13 protein-coding genes are annotated in these 17,381 nt (G+C 69.9%); 7 read left to right on the plus strand and 6 right to left on the minus strand.

Features of this window, described 5'->3' with window-relative positions; all coding sequences use genetic code 11:
- The first annotated feature begins 34 nt into the window (after window positions 1-34).
- The gene (locus tag ASD13_RS03185; protein WP_082524270.1) at window positions 35-1,060 is read left to right on the plus strand and encodes an ArsR/SmtB family transcription factor; all 1,026 of its coding nucleotides are present in this window, start codon (window positions 35-37) and stop codon (window positions 1,058-1,060) included.
- 10 nt (window positions 1,061-1,070) lie between these two features.
- On the opposite strand, the gene ASD13_RS03190 is transcribed toward ASD13_RS03185, so the two are convergent.
- A complete protein-coding gene (locus tag ASD13_RS03190; protein WP_055865693.1) occupies window positions 1,071-1,529 on the minus strand; it encodes an Lrp/AsnC family transcriptional regulator in 459 nt (152 codons plus the stop codon).
- Window positions 1,530-1,601: 72 nt separating this feature from the next.
- Here ASD13_RS03190 and ASD13_RS03195 point away from each other — a divergent pair, with 72 nt between their 5' ends.
- Both ASD13_RS03195 and ASD13_RS03200 read left to right on the plus strand, forming a co-directional pair.
- The gene (locus ASD13_RS03195; RefSeq protein WP_055865696.1) at window positions 1,602-3,041 is read left to right on the plus strand and encodes a DUF6421 family protein; all 1,440 of its coding nucleotides are present in this window, start codon (window positions 1,602-1,604) and stop codon (window positions 3,039-3,041) included.
- Window positions 3,042-3,172: 131 nt separating this feature from the next.
- Window positions 3,173-3,832 (plus strand): SDR family NAD(P)-dependent oxidoreductase, encoded by a 660-nt coding sequence (locus ASD13_RS03200; RefSeq protein ID WP_055865699.1) that lies wholly within the window; start codon window positions 3,173-3,175, stop codon window positions 3,830-3,832.
- Between the two features lie 37 nt (window positions 3,833-3,869).
- On the opposite strand, the gene ASD13_RS03205 is transcribed toward ASD13_RS03200, so the two are convergent.
- Window positions 3,870-5,318 carry an MFS transporter gene (locus ASD13_RS03205; RefSeq protein ID WP_055865701.1) on the minus strand — a complete coding sequence of 483 codons (1,449 nt, stop codon included), beginning with the start codon at window positions 5,316-5,318 and terminating at the stop codon, window positions 3,870-3,872.
- 102 nt (window positions 5,319-5,420) lie between these two features.
- On the opposite strand from ASD13_RS03205, the gene ASD13_RS03210 reads away from it, so the two are divergent.
- Window positions 5,421-6,488, plus strand: a complete 1,068-nt coding sequence (locus ASD13_RS03210) for a threonine aldolase family protein (protein ID WP_055865703.1) — start codon at window positions 5,421-5,423, stop codon at window positions 6,486-6,488.
- Window positions 6,489-6,501: 13 nt separating this feature from the next.
- On the opposite strand, the gene ASD13_RS03215 is transcribed toward ASD13_RS03210, so the two are convergent.
- Window positions 6,502-7,107 (minus strand): NUDIX hydrolase family protein, encoded by a 606-nt coding sequence (locus ASD13_RS03215; protein WP_017829271.1) that lies wholly within the window; start codon window positions 7,105-7,107, stop codon window positions 6,502-6,504.
- Between the two features lie 72 nt (window positions 7,108-7,179).
- Here ASD13_RS03215 and ASD13_RS03220 point away from each other — a divergent pair, with 72 nt between their 5' ends.
- Both ASD13_RS03220 and ASD13_RS03225 read left to right on the plus strand, forming a co-directional pair.
- A complete protein-coding gene (locus ASD13_RS03220; protein WP_200942441.1) occupies window positions 7,180-7,836 on the plus strand; it encodes an alpha/beta hydrolase in 657 nt (218 codons plus the stop codon).
- A gap of 266 nt (window positions 7,837-8,102) precedes the next feature.
- Entirely contained in the window at window positions 8,103-9,794 is a 1,692-nt protein-coding gene (locus tag ASD13_RS03225; protein WP_055865705.1) for an ABC-F family ATP-binding cassette domain-containing protein, read from the plus strand.
- A gap of 73 nt (window positions 9,795-9,867) precedes the next feature.
- Here the strand turns inward: ASD13_RS03225 and ASD13_RS03230 are convergent, their stop codons facing one another.
- From ASD13_RS03230 to ASD13_RS03240, 3 genes are read right to left on the minus strand one after another with little or no spacing between them, the layout of a single operon-like run.
- Window positions 9,868-10,527 carry a response regulator gene (locus ASD13_RS03230; RefSeq protein WP_055865708.1) on the minus strand — a complete coding sequence of 220 codons (660 nt, stop codon included), beginning with the start codon at window positions 10,525-10,527 and terminating at the stop codon, window positions 9,868-9,870.
- Window positions 10,524-11,792 (minus strand): sensor histidine kinase, encoded by a 1,269-nt coding sequence (locus ASD13_RS03235; RefSeq protein WP_157535562.1) that lies wholly within the window; start codon window positions 11,790-11,792, stop codon window positions 10,524-10,526. Before ASD13_RS03235 ends, ASD13_RS03230 begins: the two co-directional genes overlap by 4 nt.
- 33 nt (window positions 11,793-11,825) lie before the next feature.
- Window positions 11,826-12,581, minus strand: a complete 756-nt coding sequence (locus ASD13_RS03240; protein ID WP_200942442.1) for a DUF998 domain-containing protein — start codon at window positions 12,579-12,581, stop codon at window positions 11,826-11,828.
- A gap of 204 nt (window positions 12,582-12,785) precedes the next feature.
- Here ASD13_RS03240 and ASD13_RS03245 point away from each other — a divergent pair, with 204 nt between their 5' ends.
- Complete coding sequence (locus tag ASD13_RS03245; protein ID WP_055865713.1) at window positions 12,786-17,366, plus strand: ATP-dependent helicase; 4,581 nt, start codon at window positions 12,786-12,788, stop codon at window positions 17,364-17,366.
- Window positions 17,367-17,381: the final 15 nt, after the last annotated feature.

Genomic DNA, 17,381 nt, shown 5'->3' on the forward strand with positions numbered 1-17,381 from the left:
CGACAGCCTCGCGAGCAGCCCCTAAAGTTTCGATGTGGATCGAAACTCCGGCCCGATCGAGGGCGTCGAGCACCCTGACCATCGCGTCGAGTTCCATCTGAGCCCGGGCGACGTCGAGGCGGTGCGGTTCGGCATCTCGCCCGGGCACGAGCTGGCCCACGCCGTTCGGGTGTTGCGGCGCCCCGCCGCGCATCCGCTGCAGTGGGGCTGGCTGCGAGCCGTGCGCGACCGCCTGCCCCGCGAGGACTTCGCGCTGCTCACGACCGTGATCGGCGACGACGGCTATCTGCCCGACTTTCTGACGACCGCACCCCGTTGGGACCTGACGCCCGAGGTAGAGCTCGACGAGCTGCGAACCGCCCCTCTCGACCCCATGCGCGTCGATTTCCGGAAGATGGTGGTGCGATCGAGCGGAACCAGGCAACAGGCTCTGCGCGAGATGCAGGATCACCCCGAGCGGGCTCGCGGGATGATCGCCGATGCCTGGGCCGCCGTGTGGGAAGCGGTGCTCTCTCCGGTGTGGCCGCAGCTCGAACGACTGTTGCGTGCTGACATCGCCGTCCGCACGCGCACGATCGCGAGCACGGGCATCGCGGGCATGGCCGGTGATCTGCACCGACAGGTGACCTGGGGGTCGGGTGCGGTCCGCGTCTCGCTGCGACGCCACAGCGAACAGGTCGACTGCCGGGGAGGTGGCCTGGTGCTCGTCCCCTCGGTCATGTCGGCGTGGGGCTGCATGGTGCTCACCGAGCCACCAGCGCAGCCCACCCTGTTCTATCCGGCCCGTGGCGTCACCGCCGGCTGGGCCCGCGACGCCGCCGACATCACCGCCGCTCTCAGCGCCCTGCTGGGTCCGGCACGAGCGGGCATGCTGCTGCGCGCCGGCACCGCCCGCACGACGTCGCAGGTCGCCCGTGATGCCGGCCTCGCGATATCGACCGCCTCGCATCACCTGGCCGTGCTGCGCGGTGCAGGACTGATCGCCAGCGAACGCGACGGCACCAGGATGCTCCATCTGCGCACCCCGCTGGGTGAGGCGATGGTGGGCGCGGTGCTCTGACTCCCGGCGCCTACTCGGCCGAGCCCACCGGGATGATCGGTCGGTGCTCGTAATAGGTCTGCAGCACCACGGTCGTGCGGGTGCTGACGTTCGCCGCGAGTCTCACATCGCGCACCAGCTCTTCGAGCGCACGGGGGGACGGCACCCGCACGAACAGCATGTAGCTGGCGTCGCCGGCGATGGAGTGGCAGGCCTCGATCGCGTCGAGGTGCTCGAGCAGCTCGGGGGCGTTGTCCGGCTGGGCAGGGTCGAGCGGCGTGATCTCGATGAACGCCGAGAGCGGGGTGCCCACCTGCTCGGGGTCGAGGATCGCCTGATATCCGGAGATGACCCCCCTCGTCTCCAATCGGCGCAGGCGCGACTGCACCGCAGAGACCGACAGGCCGACGGCGTCCGAGAGCTGGGAGAGCGTGGCGCGGCCGTCGCGGGAGATGGCGGTCAGGATCGCGCGGTCGACAGAGTCATCCATAGCTGTAAGATTATCGTCAGGATTCCGTTTGCACAGGAATCTTTCCGTCAAAAACTCCGATCGGAGGTCCCGATGTCCCTTCTTTCCGCCAACAGTTCCGCTGTCCAGGCCATCGTCGGCGAACCCGAGGTCGTCGAGGACGCATCGATCGCCGAGCAGTCCGCCGCCTGGGCGCAGCTCAAGGACGCCGCGATCGCGATCCGCGAGATGCAGATCAAGGACGGCTCGATCCCGGACGCCGCGCACCACGCCGCGGCCCGCGAGCTCGTCGGTGCGCTCACCGCCGCGATCCGCGCTCTGGCCCCCGCCTTCCCGCACGACGCCGAGTACCTCGCCGCTTCCGTGGTCGACTTCGACCGTTGGGCCGCCTCGGACTTCGGGGTGCCCGACTTCCTCGACTCGCTGATGGCTTTCCAGCCGCAGCAGCACCGTGTCGACGGCATCCGCCACCTCGTGGTCTTCCCGATGTACACGCAGAACGGATCGAGCGACCGCCTGGTCGAGGCGCTGATCGTCGAGACGATCTGGCCGGAGTTCATCGCGGCGCTCGAGGCCGGCGACTACGGCAACAAGCTGTTCGTCTCGCTGCGCCTGGTCGACTTCACGCCCGGCTACGACACGAACTCGGCTGTGCTGTTCCCCGAGACCGTCGCGATGCGCGAGATCCCGACCTTCACGTGGGGCGCGATCTTCCAGGACCGCGAGGCCGCCCGGTACCGCCGCGTCACGCGCGCCGCTGCCGCGATCACCAACCTCGACCTGCCGGAGCGCGCGAGCGCGATGCTCGACGACCAGCAGGTGGCCGAGAAGACCTTCGTGATGTGGGACATCATCCACGACCGCACCCACATGCGCGGCGACCTGCCCTTCGACCCGTTCATGATCAAGCAGCGGATGCCGTTCTTCCTCTACTCGCTGGAGGAGATGCGCTGCGACATGACGGCGTTCCGGGAATCGGTGAAGATCGAGCGTGCTCTCGCTGCCCGCATCGCCGCCGGTGAAGAGCTCACCGAGACCGAGCAGGAGATGCACGACTACGCGCACCTCGTGCAGTACGCGGTGATCTTCGACCGGATCTTCCGCTTCTCGATCACGGGCACCCGCACGCGCAACTACGACGCGGTCGGCGGACAGCTGCTGTTCGCGTGGCTGCACCAGCGCGGTGTGCTGCACTGGACCGACACCGCTCTCGCGTTCGACTGGGACAACGTGCCCGACGCCGTGGTCGCTCTGGGCGATGCGATCGACGATCTGTACTGGCACTCGATCGACCGTCCCAAGGTCGCGCACTGGCTCGCCGCGTACGAGCTCGTCCGGGGCACGCTCACCCCACACCCCGCATCGCAGTGGGCCCGCGGCCTGTCGGACGAGATCCTCGCCGGCGCACCGAAGGGCTACACGGATGCCGTGATGGACGACGAGTTCCCGCTGTCGATGTTCTTCGAGACACTCGACAAGAAGATGAAGCCGATCATCGAGTCGACCGTGGGCATCCGCGGCACCGACGACTGACGATCACGCGCGCACCGCGCGCGTTCCGAGTGTGACGCTGGGGCGCACCGCACTGCGGCCGGAACCTGTCCTGCGGATACCTCCGCGGGTTCCGGCCGCAGAAGCCCCTCCGACCCGGAAGAGTGGAAGACATGGCTGAACACACCGACTCGACGGCTTCCACGCGCACCGTGGTCCTCGCCGGAGCCACCAGCGCGGCCGGTCTCGCCACCGCGCGTGCGCTGATCGCTGCGAACGCCCGCGTCATCGCCACCGGTCGCTCGGTCGAGCGCCTGCAGGAGCTCGCCGACGCCGGGGCTCAGATCGAGATCGCGGATGCGACCTCCTTCGAGGGCATGACCGCCCTGGCTTCCCGGATCGGGCCCGTGGACGCGGTGGTGCCGCTGGTCGGAGGCTGGCGCGGAGGCGGGGGTCTGGCCGGGCAATCCGATGAGGACTTCGCCGCCCTGCTGCCGGCCCTGCACGCCGTTCGCGCCACGAGCCGGGCTTTCGACGATGCGCTGCGCGCCTCCGATGCCGGACGCTTCGCGATCGTGTCGTCGACGTCTGCCGCACGTCCCCTGGCCGGTGGGGCGAACTATGCCGCCGTCAAGGCCGCGAGCGAGGCTTGGACCAGAGCCGTCGCTCAGGGCTATGCCAAGGCCGCACGCGAGTCCGGAGAACGGCTGCGCGCAGCAGCCGTCGTGTTCCGCGCGAAGGCACTCGATCCCGAGGCCCTGGCCGCACGGATCGTCGCGCTGTGGGCCGAGGACGCCGCCGAGCTCAACGACCGGGTGTTCGATCTGGGCTGAGCCGTCGGTGTGATCACGGCCTCGTGCGCCTGCTCCGTCATCGGGTTTCGGGCGGCATCCCCGGGACGACGGGCGGTGCATCGGCGTACCTGGTCGCGGACTGACCGTTCTCACGGTCGAGCGCGACCGTGGTCTCGCCCGCGCTCTCGTTCCCTGGCTCCTCGATCTCCTGCTCCGGAGCCTCGGCATAGAGTTCGGTGAGCCTGCGGTAGGACCGGGTGAAGAACGCCAGCGTGGCGGCGACGACCATGATCAGTCCGGCGAACAGGCAGATGAGGGCGATGCCCCGGGCCTCGCCCTCACCGAGCAGCCACCCCCACTGCTGCTGCCCCTCGGCGGTGTTCATGTACGGGATGATCAGGAACTCGGCGATCGGGGCGATCATGAACGCCGTGATCGGCGCGGCGGCGGCCTCCATCGCGGCAGCCACGCCGAAGACGCGGCCCTGCCGCTCGAAGGGCACGACCTTCTGGATCACGGTCTGCTCGGCGGCTTCGACGGGCGGCACCAGAGCCATGTACACCCACATGCCGACCACATACAGCGGCCACCACTCCCGCAGCATGAACACCGACCCGAGCAGCCCCATCGCGATGACCACGAGCAGCATCGTGCGCATGGGTCTGGGCCCCAGACCGAACTTGGCGACCAGCCCGCCGCCGACCAGGAATCCCGTCGAGGCGAACGCCAGCGCGAAGCCCCACGTCTGCGCGTCGAAGAGTGTCAGTCCGTAGGGATCCATCAACGCCATGTAGACGCCGCCGATGAGGTTGTTGAACGTGGAGAAGATGATCAACGCGAAGAGCCCGGGAGCCAGACGGATGGCGCGCACGCTTCCGCGGAAGTCGAGTGCGCTGGAGGCATTCGGGTCGGGTTCGGGAGTCCCCTCGGGGATGCGCACGAACAGCAGATGCACGAACGTCATCGCCATGGCCGCGATGGCGATCGCGAGCGTCCACCCCATGCCGAGGAAGCCGATCGAGAGCCCCGAGAAGACGCTCGTCACCAAGAAGGCGATGCCCTGCACCGTGCCGACCAGGCCGTTGGCGTTCGCGCGCTTGTCTTCGGGGATGAGCAGGGTGACCGTCGTCGACAGCGCGATGTTGCGCAGCTGCTCGATCACACCGCCGAACAGGATGACACCCGAGAACAGCCAGAACCAGGGCCCTCCCAGATCGAGAAGAGCGGCCTCGGGCTGCCACAGGTATAGCGCTCCGGCCACGAGGAACGCGCCGGCGGAGATCACGCTCGAGATCACCATGACGGTGTGTTTGCGGTTGCGGTCGACGATCGTGCCGAACGCCATCGCGAAGAACGCGACGAAGAGCATGTAGGCGCCGCCGATGATGCCCGTGGCCAGCACCGACCGCGTCTCGATGTAGACCCAGAACGTGAGCGCGAACCACAGGAAGCTCGTCGTCACGTTCGCGATGAGCGTGTTGACGAGGACGTTGGCGAAAGCCCTCTTCGCTGAGGTGCGCTCCATGGTTTCGAGGGTAGAACCGACCCCCGACATTGGGAAGTCCCCACCGGGTCGGAGGCCCGATCACCGGACCGAGAGCAGCACCGGGACAATTAGGCTGGGGAGGTGAGCATCCAGCATGACCCCGCGATCCGGGGCTTCGCCAGTGACAACTACTCCGGCATCCACCCCGAGGTCCTCGCGGCGATCGCCGTGGCCAACGGCGGCCACCAGAGCGCCTACGGGGAGGACGCGTACACCGCGCGCCTGCAGGAGGTGTTCCAGGAGCACTTCGGTGACGGCGTGCAGGCGTTCCCGGTGTTCAACGGCACCGGCGCCAACGTGACCGGCCTGCAGTCGATGCTGCCGCGCTGGGGCGCGGTGATCGCCGCCTCCACCGCGCACATCAACGTCGACGAGGCCGCGGCCCCCGAGAAGATCGGCGGCTTCAAGCTGCTCACGGTCCCCACCGACGACGGCAAGCTCACCCCGGAGCTGATCGACCGCGAGGCGTGGGGCTGGGGCGACGAGCACCGCGCGCAGCCGCTGGTCGTCTCGATCACCCAGACCACGGAGCTCGGCACGCTGTACACGGCGGAGGAGATCCGCACGATCGCCGACCACGTGCACGAGCGCGGCATGAAGCTGCACCTCGACGGCGCCCGTCTGTCGAACGCCGCCGCCGCCCTCGATCTGCCGCTGCGTGCATTCACCCGCGACGCCGGCGTCGACGTGCTCACCTTCGGCGGAACCAAGAACGGCGCCATGCTCGGCGAGGCGATCGTCGTGCTGAACCCCGAAGCCGCCGACGGTCTCACCTACTCGCGCAAGTTCAACATGCAGCTCTCCTCGAAGATGCGGTTCGTCTCCGCCCAGCTGATCGCGCTGCTGGAGGGCGACCTCTGGCTGCGCAACGCCCGGCATGCCAATGCCATGGCGGCGCGCCTGCGCTCCGAGATCGAGGCCGGGATCGCCGACGGATCCATCCGCGGTGTGGAATTCACCCAGCCGACCCAGTCCAACGGCGTGTTCGCCACGCTCCCCGACGGCGTCGCCGACCGGCTCCGCGACTCGTTCCGCTTCTACGACTGGGACGCGGCACGCAAGGAGGTGCGCTGGATGTGCGGCTTCGACACCGAGGAAGCCGACGTCGACGCGTTCGTCGCCGAACTCGCCCGCCTCACCACGGCCTGAGCTTCCGGAGAAGTCAGCGCAGGAGGCCGAGGCTCGCGAGAGCCTGGCGGATGAGCGTGCCGCGACCGTTCTCCATTTCGGCGGCGACTGCATCGGATGCGGCGGCCTCCGGCGAGAACCAGGTGACCTCGAGGGCATCCTGGCGCGGCTCGCACGTACCGGTGACCGGCACGACGAAGGCCAGGGACACGGCGTGCTGCCGGTCGTCATGGAAGGCGCTCACGCCGGGCATCGGGAAGTACTCCGCGACGGTGAAGGGCAGCGGCTGCGGCGGCATCAACGGGAAGGCCATCGGACCGAGGTCGTTCTCGACATGCCGGAACAGGGCGTCGCGCACCGTCTCCCCGAAGCGGACGCGCCCCGACACGATCGTGCGCGTCATCTCCCCCATCGGCGTGGAGCGCAGGAGGATGCCGATCTCAGTCACCTGGCCGGAGCCGTCGGTGCGTACGGGAATCGCCTCGACGTAGAGCATCGGCAGACGGCGTCGCGCCTCTGCGAGCTCGAATTCGCTCAGCCAGCCGGGGTTCGCATCCGGGGAGGGCGGGTTCGACTCCCGGAAAGCGCCGAGACCTTCGTCGTCGGGCTCCGGCTCGGGATCAGGTGTGCGGACCGCCATGTGTCCTTTCTACCAGCCGCCTTCCTGAACCGACACCGTGTGCACGTCGGTCGCCCCTGGCAGGATGACGATGTGAGCGAGAACCTGACGATCGACGACACCGCGACCAGATGGTCATCCCCCGACCGCGGCGGGATGCCGCTGCTGGTCCTGCTCCACGGCTACGGTGCCGACGAGCACGACCTGTTCGGACTCGTCCCCTACCTCCCCGAGGGCATCGCCGTCGCATCCGTCGCCGCGCCCCTCGCACCCCCGTGGCCGATGCCAGGGCGCTCGTGGTATCCGATCGAGGGACTCGACGGGCGCAGCTCCGCTGCCGTCACCCTCGCGGCGGAGTCCTTCCTGCGCTGGCTCGACACGGCGGCGACCGAGGCCCCCTCGATCGCGCTGCTCGGCTTCTCGCAGGGCGCGGCGGTATCGCTGCAGGCCCTGCGGCTGGCACCCGAGCGGTTCGGCGCGGTGGTGGCGCTGAGCGGCTATGCGTCCCCGGGAGAGCTTCCGAACGACGAGGCCCTGGAAGAGCTGCGCCCACCCGTGTTCTGGGGCCGAGGAACGCACGACGACGTCATCCCACCCGCGCTGATCGATCACACCGCGCAGTGGCTGCCCACGCACTCAGAGCTGTCGGGCCGGGTGTACACCGGGCTCACCCACAGCATCTCCGAGGAGGAGCTCACCGACGTGCACCGGTTCCTCACGAAGTGGCTCGACGGGGTCGCCGCGAGCTAGCCACATCGTCGTGGTCGACGACCGAGCCACGAACCGACACGCCCGGGGTTGCGGGAATGCGACACGCCCGGGTATCGTCGGGGAGTCCTGTCCGCCGTGTCTGGAAGTCCTTTGATCTGATCCGTCGCCTCCGCGCTCTTCTTCCCGCGCGCTGACCCGACGATCGCCGACTCCACGGCAGACCCTCCCCTCCGCATCCTGTGACGCGTGTCACGAGCCGGTAGGGCTCGGTGTCAGTGCACCCATGCACTCGACAGGAGACACTCATGTCAACCCCCACCGCTCTTCACCCATCGGTCGTGCTCGACCGACTCACCTTCACCTGGCCCGACGGCTCGATCGCGCTCGACGGCGTCTCGGGCGCATTCGGCTCGGGACGCACCGGCCTCGTAGGTCGCAACGGCGCGGGCAAATCCACGCTGCTGCGGCTGATGGCAGGCTCGCTCGAAGCCACATCGGGCGCCATCACGGCATCCGGCGAGGTCGCGTACCTTCCGCAGCAGTTGACTCTCGACGTCGACCGCCGCGTCGCCGAGCTCCTCGGCGTGTCCGCGGCACTCGACGCCGTGCGGGCGATCAGCGCGGGCGACGTCGACCCCGCCCACTTCGATGCGGTCGGCGACGACTGGGACATCGAGGCGCGCGCCGAGGCGTCGCTGGCGGAGGCCGGGCTCGCTCCGGAGTTCCTCGACCGCAGGGTCGGCGAGCTGTCCGGCGGCGAGGCCGTGCTCGTCGCGATCGCCGGCATCCGCCTGCGCCGTGCACCGATCACGCTCCTCGACGAGCCGACCAACAACCTCGACCGCGACGCCAGGACCAAGCTCGCGGCGATGGTGCAGGCCTGGAAGGGCACGCTCATCGTCGTCAGTCACGACCTGTCGTTGCTCGAGCTGATGGATGACACCGCCGAGCTGTACGCCCAGACGCTGAGCGTGTTCGGTGGCCCCTATTCGCAGTGGCGCGCCTGGCTGGACGCCGAGCAGGATGCTGCGAGACAGGCCGAGGTCACCGCCGCCCAGGCGTTCCGCAAGGAGAAGCGCCAGCGGATCGAGGCCGAGGTGAAACTCGCCCACCGCACCCGCACCGCGAAGAAGGCGGAGATCGAGAAGCGCGTCCCGAAGATCGTGGCGCACGGCCGCAAGATGGCCGCCGAGGTCTCAGCGGGCAAGCTCCGCACCGAGGTCGGGGCGAAGGAGGATGCCGCGCGATCGGTGCTCGACGAGGCCGGGCGACGCGTGCGCTCCGACGCCTCGATGAAGATCGAACTGCCCGACCCGCAGGTGTCGCGCAGCCGCCGTATCGCGACGATCGGCGATCACGAACGGGCCTGGGTGATCCAGGGGCCGGAGCGTGTCGCGCTGATCGGCCGGAACGGTGCCGGGAAGACCACGCTGTTGGAGCGGTTGATCGCCGCCGGTGTTCACGACTCGGAAGGAACGGCTCCCGACGGGCCAGAGGGGGCGGAGCGCGTCGGATCCGGGACGGAAGCCCTGGGTCGTGCGCGGCCGCCTTTGCATGCCGAAGCCCACACCGATCTGATCGGCTACCTGCCGCAACGCGTGGACGGCCTCGACGAGCGGCGGTCGGTGTTCGAGAACATCGCCGCCGCGGCGCCGCACGTGCCGGAGAAGGAGCTGCGCAACCGGCTCGCCCGTTTCCTCATCCGCGGGGCCACCGCGGAGCGTCCGGTCGCCGCCCTCTCCGGCGGCGAGCGCTTCCGCGTCGCGCTGGCGAAGCTGCTGCTCGCCGACCCCGCACCGCACCTCGTGGTGCTCGACGAGCCGACCAACAACCTCGACCTCGACACGGTCGCCCAGCTCGTCGAAGCCCTCCACGCCTACCGGGGCGCGGTGCTCATCGTGAGTCATGACGATGCGTTCCTGCGGCGGCTGGATCTCGACCTGACACTCGAGATCGATGCGGAGGGCGCGCTCCAGGAGGTCTCACTGGAAGCGTGATGCGCGGGAGATCGGAGAGGCGGGTGTCGGGGCGAGGGCCTTCCCGACACCCGCCTTCGCCGGACCCGTGCTGTCAGACCACCCCGGCCTCGTAGGCGAGGATGACGGCCTGTACGCGGTCGCGCAGATCGAGCTTCAACAGGATGCGGCCGACGTGGGTCTTCACGGTCGACTCGGACACGAACAGGCTCTTGCTGATCTCGGTGTTGTTGTAGCCCTTGGCGATCGCGAGGAACACCTCGCGCTCCCGCTCGGTCAGCACCCCCAACCGCGGATCCACCGTCTCGGACTCCCGGGGCAGGCGGGTGGCGAACAGGTCGAGCATCGATCGGGTCACACGCGGCGAGACCAGGGCGTCACCCGCGGCGATCGCTCGGATAGCGGTGGTCAGCTGCCCGGGAGGCGTGTTCTTCAGCAGGAATCCGCTCGCTCCTGCGCGGAGGCTCCCGAACGCATACTCGTCGAGGTCGAAGGTCGTGAGCACCAGCACGCGGCTCGACGGCGTGCCTCTGACGATGCGGCGGGTCGCCTCGATGCCGTCCATCTCCGGCATCCGGATGTCCATCAAGATCACATCGGGTCGCAGATCCGCGGCCATGTGCACGGCCTCCGCACCGGAAACCGCCTCGCCCACCACCTGCATGTCGTCCTCGGCGTCGAGCACCATTCGCATACCGCGCCGGATCAGCTCGTGATCGTCGACGATGAGGAGTCGGATTCGTTCCTCGGTCATCGCTGTTCCTCCTGCTCGGGGATCTCCACCCGCACGCGCCATCCGCCGCCGGGCGCGGGGCCCGCCTGCACGGTTCCGCCTGCGAGTCGTGCACGCTCCCGGATTCCGAGGAGGCCACGTCCCGACCCGACGGATGCCGCCGGCGGGCCCTGCCGTCCGTCATCCGAGACCTCGACCGTCAGGACCTCTCCACGGAAGTCGAGGTTCACGAGCACCTCGCGCGGATCCTTCGCGTAGCGCAGCGCGTTCGTGAGCGCCTCCTGCACGATGCGGTGGATCGTGTTCTGCAGAGCCGGTGATGAGGGCGCCGCTCCCTGCGTGCGCACCGTGACCGGCAGCCCGGCCGTGCGGAAGGTCTCGACCAGAGCGGTGAGCTCGCTCAGCCCGGGATTGGGGCGCAGCGGACTCTGCTCGTCCGCGTCGACGGTGTCGTCTCCGAGGGCTCCCAGCAGCTGCCGCATCTCGATGAGAGATTGCCGACCGACCTCGCCGATCTCCTGAACGGCACTCCGCGACCGCTGGGGGTCCTTTTCGGCCAGCGCGCTCGCACCGTCCGCGAGAGACACCATGACCGACACGCTGTGCGCCACGACATCGTGGATCTCGCGGGTGATCCTCGCACGCTCGGCCAGTGTCGCGATCCTCGCCTGCTGGTCGCGTTCGCGCGCGAGCTGGTTGGCGCGGTCGAGGATCGCCCCGATGTAGCGGCGCCGGTCACCCACGGTCACTCCGAGGAGTGCGGCGATCAGCATCACGACGAGGAAGAGCAGGCTCACCGCCACGGAGAACGAACCGCCGAGATCGCCCCGCCGCAGGCCGTCCAGCAGCGGGAACACGAGGATGCCGCCGAGGACCGTGATCCCGAAGGCGATCCAACCACTGCGGTTCGAGCGATAGACGAACACCGCGTACAGCGCCAGGGCGATGCCGATCGGGTCGGCGGGGGTGTCGATCACGATCGTGATCGCCGCGACGATGACGAACACCGCGAAGGTGATCCAGGGACGATGGCGCCGGACGAGCAGGCCCGCGGCGCCGACGAGCGCGAGGATCAGCGGGATGAGAATCGGTGGGAGCGGCGACCACTTTCCCGACGACAACGGGGTGACCAGCACCCAGAACCCGCTCAGAAGGAGATAGAAGAAGGCGAGCAGCCCGTCGAAGAGCCAGGGGTGACTCCCCCAGAACCGCCGCACCACTCCCGGTGGCCGTGGCAGGTCCACCGCACGGACCCCTCCATCGCCGGCCGGTGCTGACTCTCGCATGTGACGACTCTACGCACCGCACTCGCGGCTCCCTCAGCGGGAGACGGCGACGAGAGAGATCGTTCCCGTGCTGCGCGCGGTGCTCCTGCGGACTTCGACGGCCTGCAGCACCGGCTTCCATGTCTTGCGCCGCACCCGCCGCTGCGCGACCGCGGTGTCCATTCCGAGGATCGCGAGCCACCCCATCCCGATGGTGGTAGCGACGAGTTCGAGGATGCTCCCGATGTCGGTGCGGAACTGCAGGAGCGAGAGGATGCCGCCGGCCGCCGCGATCGCTGCGGTGGAGACACCGGCGCCGAGCGAAAGCACCCGCAGCGTCCGTCGACCCTCCACGAACGAGACCTGGAGCATCGCGAAGGCGGCGAGCGCGAAGGCGAGAACGGCGACGGTCGTGTGCACGAGGTCCTGCCACGTGAACGCGGGCCCGACCGGCAGCGGGCATCCGGTCGTGCACGTGACCTGCGAGGCCACCAGGAACAGCGACGACGCCATCGCCACCGAGAACGACGGCGACCAGACGCTCAGCCACGGCACCGTGGAGCGCAGCCCGCGCGCGGCCCAGGCCACAGCGAAGCCCCCGACGACGAGCAGGAGCAGCGCGAGTTCGAACCATCCGGCAGTCGGCTCACCGTCTGCGCCGAGACCACTCACGTACAGGACCCGATCGATGCTCAACCTGGCGATCCAGATGATGCTCAGCGCGACGGCGACGAGCACGCTTCCGACGATCGAGGCGATGACGCGCAACGCGGTTCCTGCGGGATGGGAGACGGTGTTTCCGGTGGGCATAGGGAGACGGTATGAGCGCAGGCCGCCCCGTCGCGTCGGCCCGAAGTGCCCACTGCGCCGGGGCGTCGTACTGCGGTACGACGCCCCGGCGCAGGTGGCCTGCTCGGCCGGACAGACCTCGGCGACCTCGATGAAGGTGTCGAGGTCGCCCTCCGCCGACATCGTCACGACCCCGATGTCCCCGGCCTGCACGAAGATGGAGGGATGAGCGATGTGCTCGACCGCTTCACCCCCGCGACGCAGGACTGGTTCCGGGGTGCCTTTCCCGCGCCCACTCCCGCTCAGGCGGGCGCGTGGGACGCGATCTCCGCAGGCAAGCACGCCCTCGTGGTGGCCCCGACCGGCTCGGGCAAGACGCTCTCGGCCTTCCTGTGGGCGATCGACAGCGTGTTCCGCGAGCGCATGGCGGAGACCTCCGCGCCTGCGAAGGGCGAGCCGCGCACGCGCATCCTCTACATCTCCCCGCTGAAGGCGCTCGGCGTCGACGTCGAGCGCAACCTCCGCTCCCCGCTCATCGGCATCGGGCAGTCGGCGAGACGGCTCGGAGTGCCCTCGCCTGCGGTGACGGTCGGCGTGCGATCGGGCGACACGACCTCGAGCGACCGGCGCAAGCTCGTGTCAGATCCGCCCGACATCCTCATCACGACCCCCGAGTCGCTCTACCTCATGCTCACGAGCCGGGCGGGCGAGACCCTGCGCGGGGTGCACACCGTGATCATCGACGAGGTGCACGCCGTCGCCGCCACCAAGCGCGGCGCACACCTCGCCGTGAGTCTCGAGCGTCTCGACGCCCTGCGCCGCGCGAACGGCATCGAGAAGCCGGCGCAGCGCATCGGGCTCTCGGCCACGGTGCGTCCGATCGACGAGGTCGCGCGGTTCCTCGGCGGGTCGGCTCCGGTCGAGATCGTCGCACCTCCCGCATCCAAGACCTTCGAGCTCGGCGTGGTCGTGCCGATGGACGACATGACCAACCCGCCGCCCCCTCCCGGTGTGCCGGGGGACGCGGCCGATGCCGAATACTCCGAGGTCACCGGATCCGTCTGGCCGCATGTCGAGGAGGCGATCGTCGACCGCATCCTGCAGAACAACTCGACGATCGTGTTCGCCAACTCCCGCCGGCTCGCCGAGCGCCTGACGGGCCGACTGAACGAGATCTACTCCGAGCGCATCGGCATCGAGCTGCCGGCGGCGACCATACCCGCCGCCATGATGGCGCAGGCCGGAGCCACCGCGGGCGCCGATCCCGTGCTCGCGAAGGCGCACCACGGGTCGGTCTCGAAGGATCAGAGGGCTCAGGTCGAAGAGGAGCTGAAGTCGGGGGTGCTGCGCTGCGTCGTGGCGACGAGCAGTCTCGAACTCGGCATCGACATGGGTGCGGTCGACCTCGTGATCCAGGTCGAGGCGCCCCCGTCCGCGGCTTCGGGCCTGCAGCGCGTCGGCCGCGCCGGGCACCAGGTGGGCGAGATCAGTCGCGCCGCGCTCTTCCCGAAGCATCGCGGCGACGTGCTGCACACCGCGATCGTGACCGAGCGGATGCTGGCGGGCAAGATCGAGGCCATCCAGGTGCCACGCAACCCGCTCGACATCCTGGCCCAGCAGACGGTCGCGGCGAGCGCGCTCGGCGCCATCGGCGTGGAGGAGTGGTTCGAGACGGTCCGCCGGTCGGCGCCCTTCCAGGCCCTTCCGCGTTCGGCCTACGAGGCGACTCTCGACCTGCTCGCCGGCCGCTTCCCCTCCGACGAGTTCGCGGAGCTGCGGCCGCGACTGGTGTGGGATCGCGACGCCGGCACCTTGACCGGACGCCCCGGTGCGCAGCGCATCGCGGTGACCAGTGGCGGCACGATCCCCGACCGCGGCCTGTTCGGGGTCTTCGTCGCCGGCGAGACGACCGGAGCACGCGTGGGCGAGCTCGACGAGGAGATGGTCTACGAGTCCCGGGTGGGAGATGTGTTCACGCTCGGCACGACGAGCTGGCGGATCGCCGAGATCACCCACGACCGCGTCAACGTGATCCCCGCCTACGGCCAGCCCGGCAAGGTGCCGTTCTGGCACGGCGACGGCATCGGCCGGCCGTTCGAACTCGGCGAGGCGCTGGGCGCGTTCTCCCGCGAGGTGTCGGCGGCCACCCCCGAGAAGGCGGCGCAGCGACTCATCGATGCCGGGCTCGACGAGCAGGCACGGGCGAACCTCATGGCCCACCTGACCGAGCAGCGCGAGGCGACGGGCACGCTCCCCACCGACCGCACCCTGACGGTCGAGCGGGGACGCGACGAGGTCGGCGACTGGCGCGTCATCCTGCATTCCCCGTACGGGATGAAGGTGCATGCCCCCTGGGCGCTGGCGATCAACGCGCGGGTGCGCGAGCGTCTCGGCGTCGAGGGGTCGGCGGTCGCGAGCGACGACGGCATCATCGTGCGCATCCCCGACGCCGAGGCCGAGCCGCCCGGCGCCGAGCTGTTCGTGTTCGACCCCGACGAGCTGGAACACCTGGTCACCGAGGAGGTGGGCGGTTCCGCCCTGTTCGCCTCCCGGTTCCGCGAGTGCGCGGCGCGCGCGCTGCTCATGCCGCGCATGAACCCGAACAAGCGCACGCCGCTGTGGCAGCAGCGGCAGCGGTCGGCGCAACTGCTCGAGGTGGCCAGACGTCATCCGACGTTCCCGGTGATCCTGGAGACGCTGCGCGAGGTGCTGCAGGACGTCTACGACCTCCCCTCACTGCGCACACTCGCGACGTCGATCGCGGATCGCCGCATCCGCCTGGTCGAGACCGAGCCCGGGCAGCCGTCGCCCTATGCCCGCGACCTGCTGTTCGGCTACGTGGGCGCGTTCATGTACGAGGGCGACTCCCCTCTCGCCGAGCGCCGAGCGGCCGCACTCTCGGTCGACCCCGCGCTGCTGGGCGAGCTGCTGGGCACGGTCGAGCTGCGCGAACTGCTCGACCCCGATGTGATCGCCCAGTTCGAGCGCGAGGCCCAGCGTCTCGACCCCGATCGCCGGGCACGCGGGCTCGAGGGCGTCGCCGACCTGCTGCGGATGCTCGGGCCGCTCGACGCCGACGAGGTGGCCGCGCGCCTCGACCCCGAGTCGATCGCCGACACCTCGGCCGGAGCGCTGCTCGACGAGCTGATCACCGCGCGCCGGGCGATCCCCGTCACGATCGCCGGCACGAGCCGCGTCGCCGCGATCGAGGATGCGGGGCGTCTGCGCGATGCGCTGGGAGCGGCGCTGCCCACCGGCATCCCTGTGGCGTTCCTCGAACCCGTCGCCGATCCCCTCGGCGACCTCGTCGCCCGCCATGCCCGCACGCACGGCCCGTTCACCACGGATGCCGTCGCCACGCGGTTCGGACTCGGCGCCGCCGTCGCCCGGCACACGCTGCAACGCCTCGAGACCGCAGGGCGGATCACGAGCGGGTACTTCCTGCCCGAGGCGGCCGGCAGCGCAGACGCCATCGAATGGTGCGACACCGAGGTGCTGCGCCGCCTTCGGATGCGCTCGCTCGCCGCGATCCGCGGATCGGTCGAGCCCGTCTCCCCCGAGGCCTATGCCCGATTCCTGCCGGACTGGCAGCACATCGGACGACCGCTCGAAGGCGTCGACGGCGTGCTCACCGTGATCGAGCAGTTCGCGGGCGTGCCGATCCCCGCGAGCGCGTGGGAGTCGCTCGTGCTCCCCTCCCGGGTGCGCGACTACTCGCCCGCGATGCTCGACGAGCTGACGGCCGCCGGAGAGGTCATCTGGTCAGGCCACGGCACGCTGCCGGGGCGCGACGGCTGGGTGTCGCTGCATCCGGCAGACCTCGCCCCCTTCACCCTGCCGGAGCGCGACGCCGAGATCGCGTCCGATTCCCTGGAGTCGCGCATCCTCGTCGCCCTCGACGTGGGCGGTGCCTACTTCGCCGGGCAGTTGAAGGAGATGGCGGCGGCCGAGAACGAGCAGTCCGTGCTCGAGGCGCTGTGGTCGCTGACGTGGTCGGGCCACGTCACCAACGACACGTTCGCCCCGATCCGCTCCCTTCTCGCGGGCGGCTCGCAGGCGCACAAGGTCAAACGCCGCGCTCCCCGTGCCCGCACCTACCGTGGCGTGTCCTTCACGGGTGCCGCAGCTCCCCGGCCGCCCTCGATCGGCGGGCGCTGGTCACTGCTGCCCGCACTCGAGACCGATCCCGCCCGCCGGGCGACCGTCACCGCCGGGCTCCTGCTCGACCGCTACGGCGTCGTCACCCGCGGCGCCGTGCAGGCCGAGGGCGTTCCCGGTGGTTTCGCCCAGGCCTACCGGGTGCTCGCCGGTTTCGAGGAAGCCGGCCACTGCCGCCGCGGCTACGTGATCGAGAAGCTGGGAGCCGCGCAGTTCGCCGCCTCCGGAACGGTCGATCGTCTGCGCACCTACGCCGGACTCGCCGACCCGCCTCCCCGCAAGGCCGTGACCCTCGCGGCGACCGATCCCGCGAACCCCTACGGTGCTGCGCTCGGCTGGCCCAAGCTCGACGGGGTGTCGCACCGCCCCGGGCGCAAGGCGGGCGCTCTGGTCGTGCTCGTCGACGGCACCCTCGTGCTCTCCCTCGAACGCGGCGGCCGCACGGTGCTGTCGTTCAGCGACGACCCCGAGGTGCTGCGCGCCGCAGCCGCCGACCTCGCGACCACCGCGCGCAGTCGCCGCCTCGACACCCTGACCGTCGAGAAGATCAACGGCGAGGGCGTCTACGGCACGGGACTCGCCCTCGCCCTGCAGGAGGCCGGCTTCGTGGCGACTCCGCGCGGGTACACGCTCCGCAAGGCCGTCTGAGCGATGCACCTACGC

The sequence above is a fragment of the Microbacterium sp. Root1433D1 genome (assembly GCF_001426835.1).
Lineage (GTDB): Bacteria > Actinomycetota > Actinomycetes > Actinomycetales > Microbacteriaceae > Microbacterium > Microbacterium maritypicum.

What these genes read in the sequence shown, in the direction of transcription:
- ASD13_RS03190 (WP_055865693.1), bottom strand. Translation starts at nt 1,529, where the DNA reads ATGGATGACTCTGTCGACCGCGCGATCCTGACCGCCATCTCCCGCGAC.
- ASD13_RS03195 (WP_055865696.1), top strand. Translation starts at nt 1,602, where the DNA reads ATGTCCCTTCTTTCCGCCAACAGTTCCGCTGTCCAGGCCATCGTCGGC.
- ASD13_RS03200 (WP_055865699.1), top strand. Translation starts at nt 3,173, where the DNA reads ATGGCTGAACACACCGACTCGACGGCTTCCACGCGCACCGTGGTCCTC.
- ASD13_RS03205 (WP_055865701.1), bottom strand. Translation starts at nt 5,318, where the DNA reads ATGGAGCGCACCTCAGCGAAGAGGGCTTTCGCCAACGTCCTCGTCAAC.
- ASD13_RS03215 (WP_017829271.1), bottom strand. Translation starts at nt 7,107, where the DNA reads ATGGCGGTCCGCACACCTGATCCCGAGCCGGAGCCCGACGACGAAGGT.
- ASD13_RS03225 (WP_055865705.1), top strand. Translation starts at nt 8,103, where the DNA reads ATGTCAACCCCCACCGCTCTTCACCCATCGGTCGTGCTCGACCGACTC.
- ASD13_RS03230 (WP_055865708.1), bottom strand. Translation starts at nt 10,527, where the DNA reads ATGACCGAGGAACGAATCCGACTCCTCATCGTCGACGATCACGAGCTG.
- ASD13_RS03235 (WP_157535562.1), bottom strand. Translation starts at nt 11,792, where the DNA reads ATGCGAGAGTCAGCACCGGCCGGCGATGGAGGGGTCCGTGCGGTGGAC.
- ASD13_RS03240 (WP_200942442.1), bottom strand. Translation starts at nt 12,581, where the DNA reads ATGCCCACCGGAAACACCGTCTCCCATCCCGCAGGAACCGCGTTGCGC.
- ASD13_RS03245 (WP_055865713.1), top strand. Translation starts at nt 12,786, where the DNA reads ATGAGCGATGTGCTCGACCGCTTCACCCCCGCGACGCAGGACTGGTTC.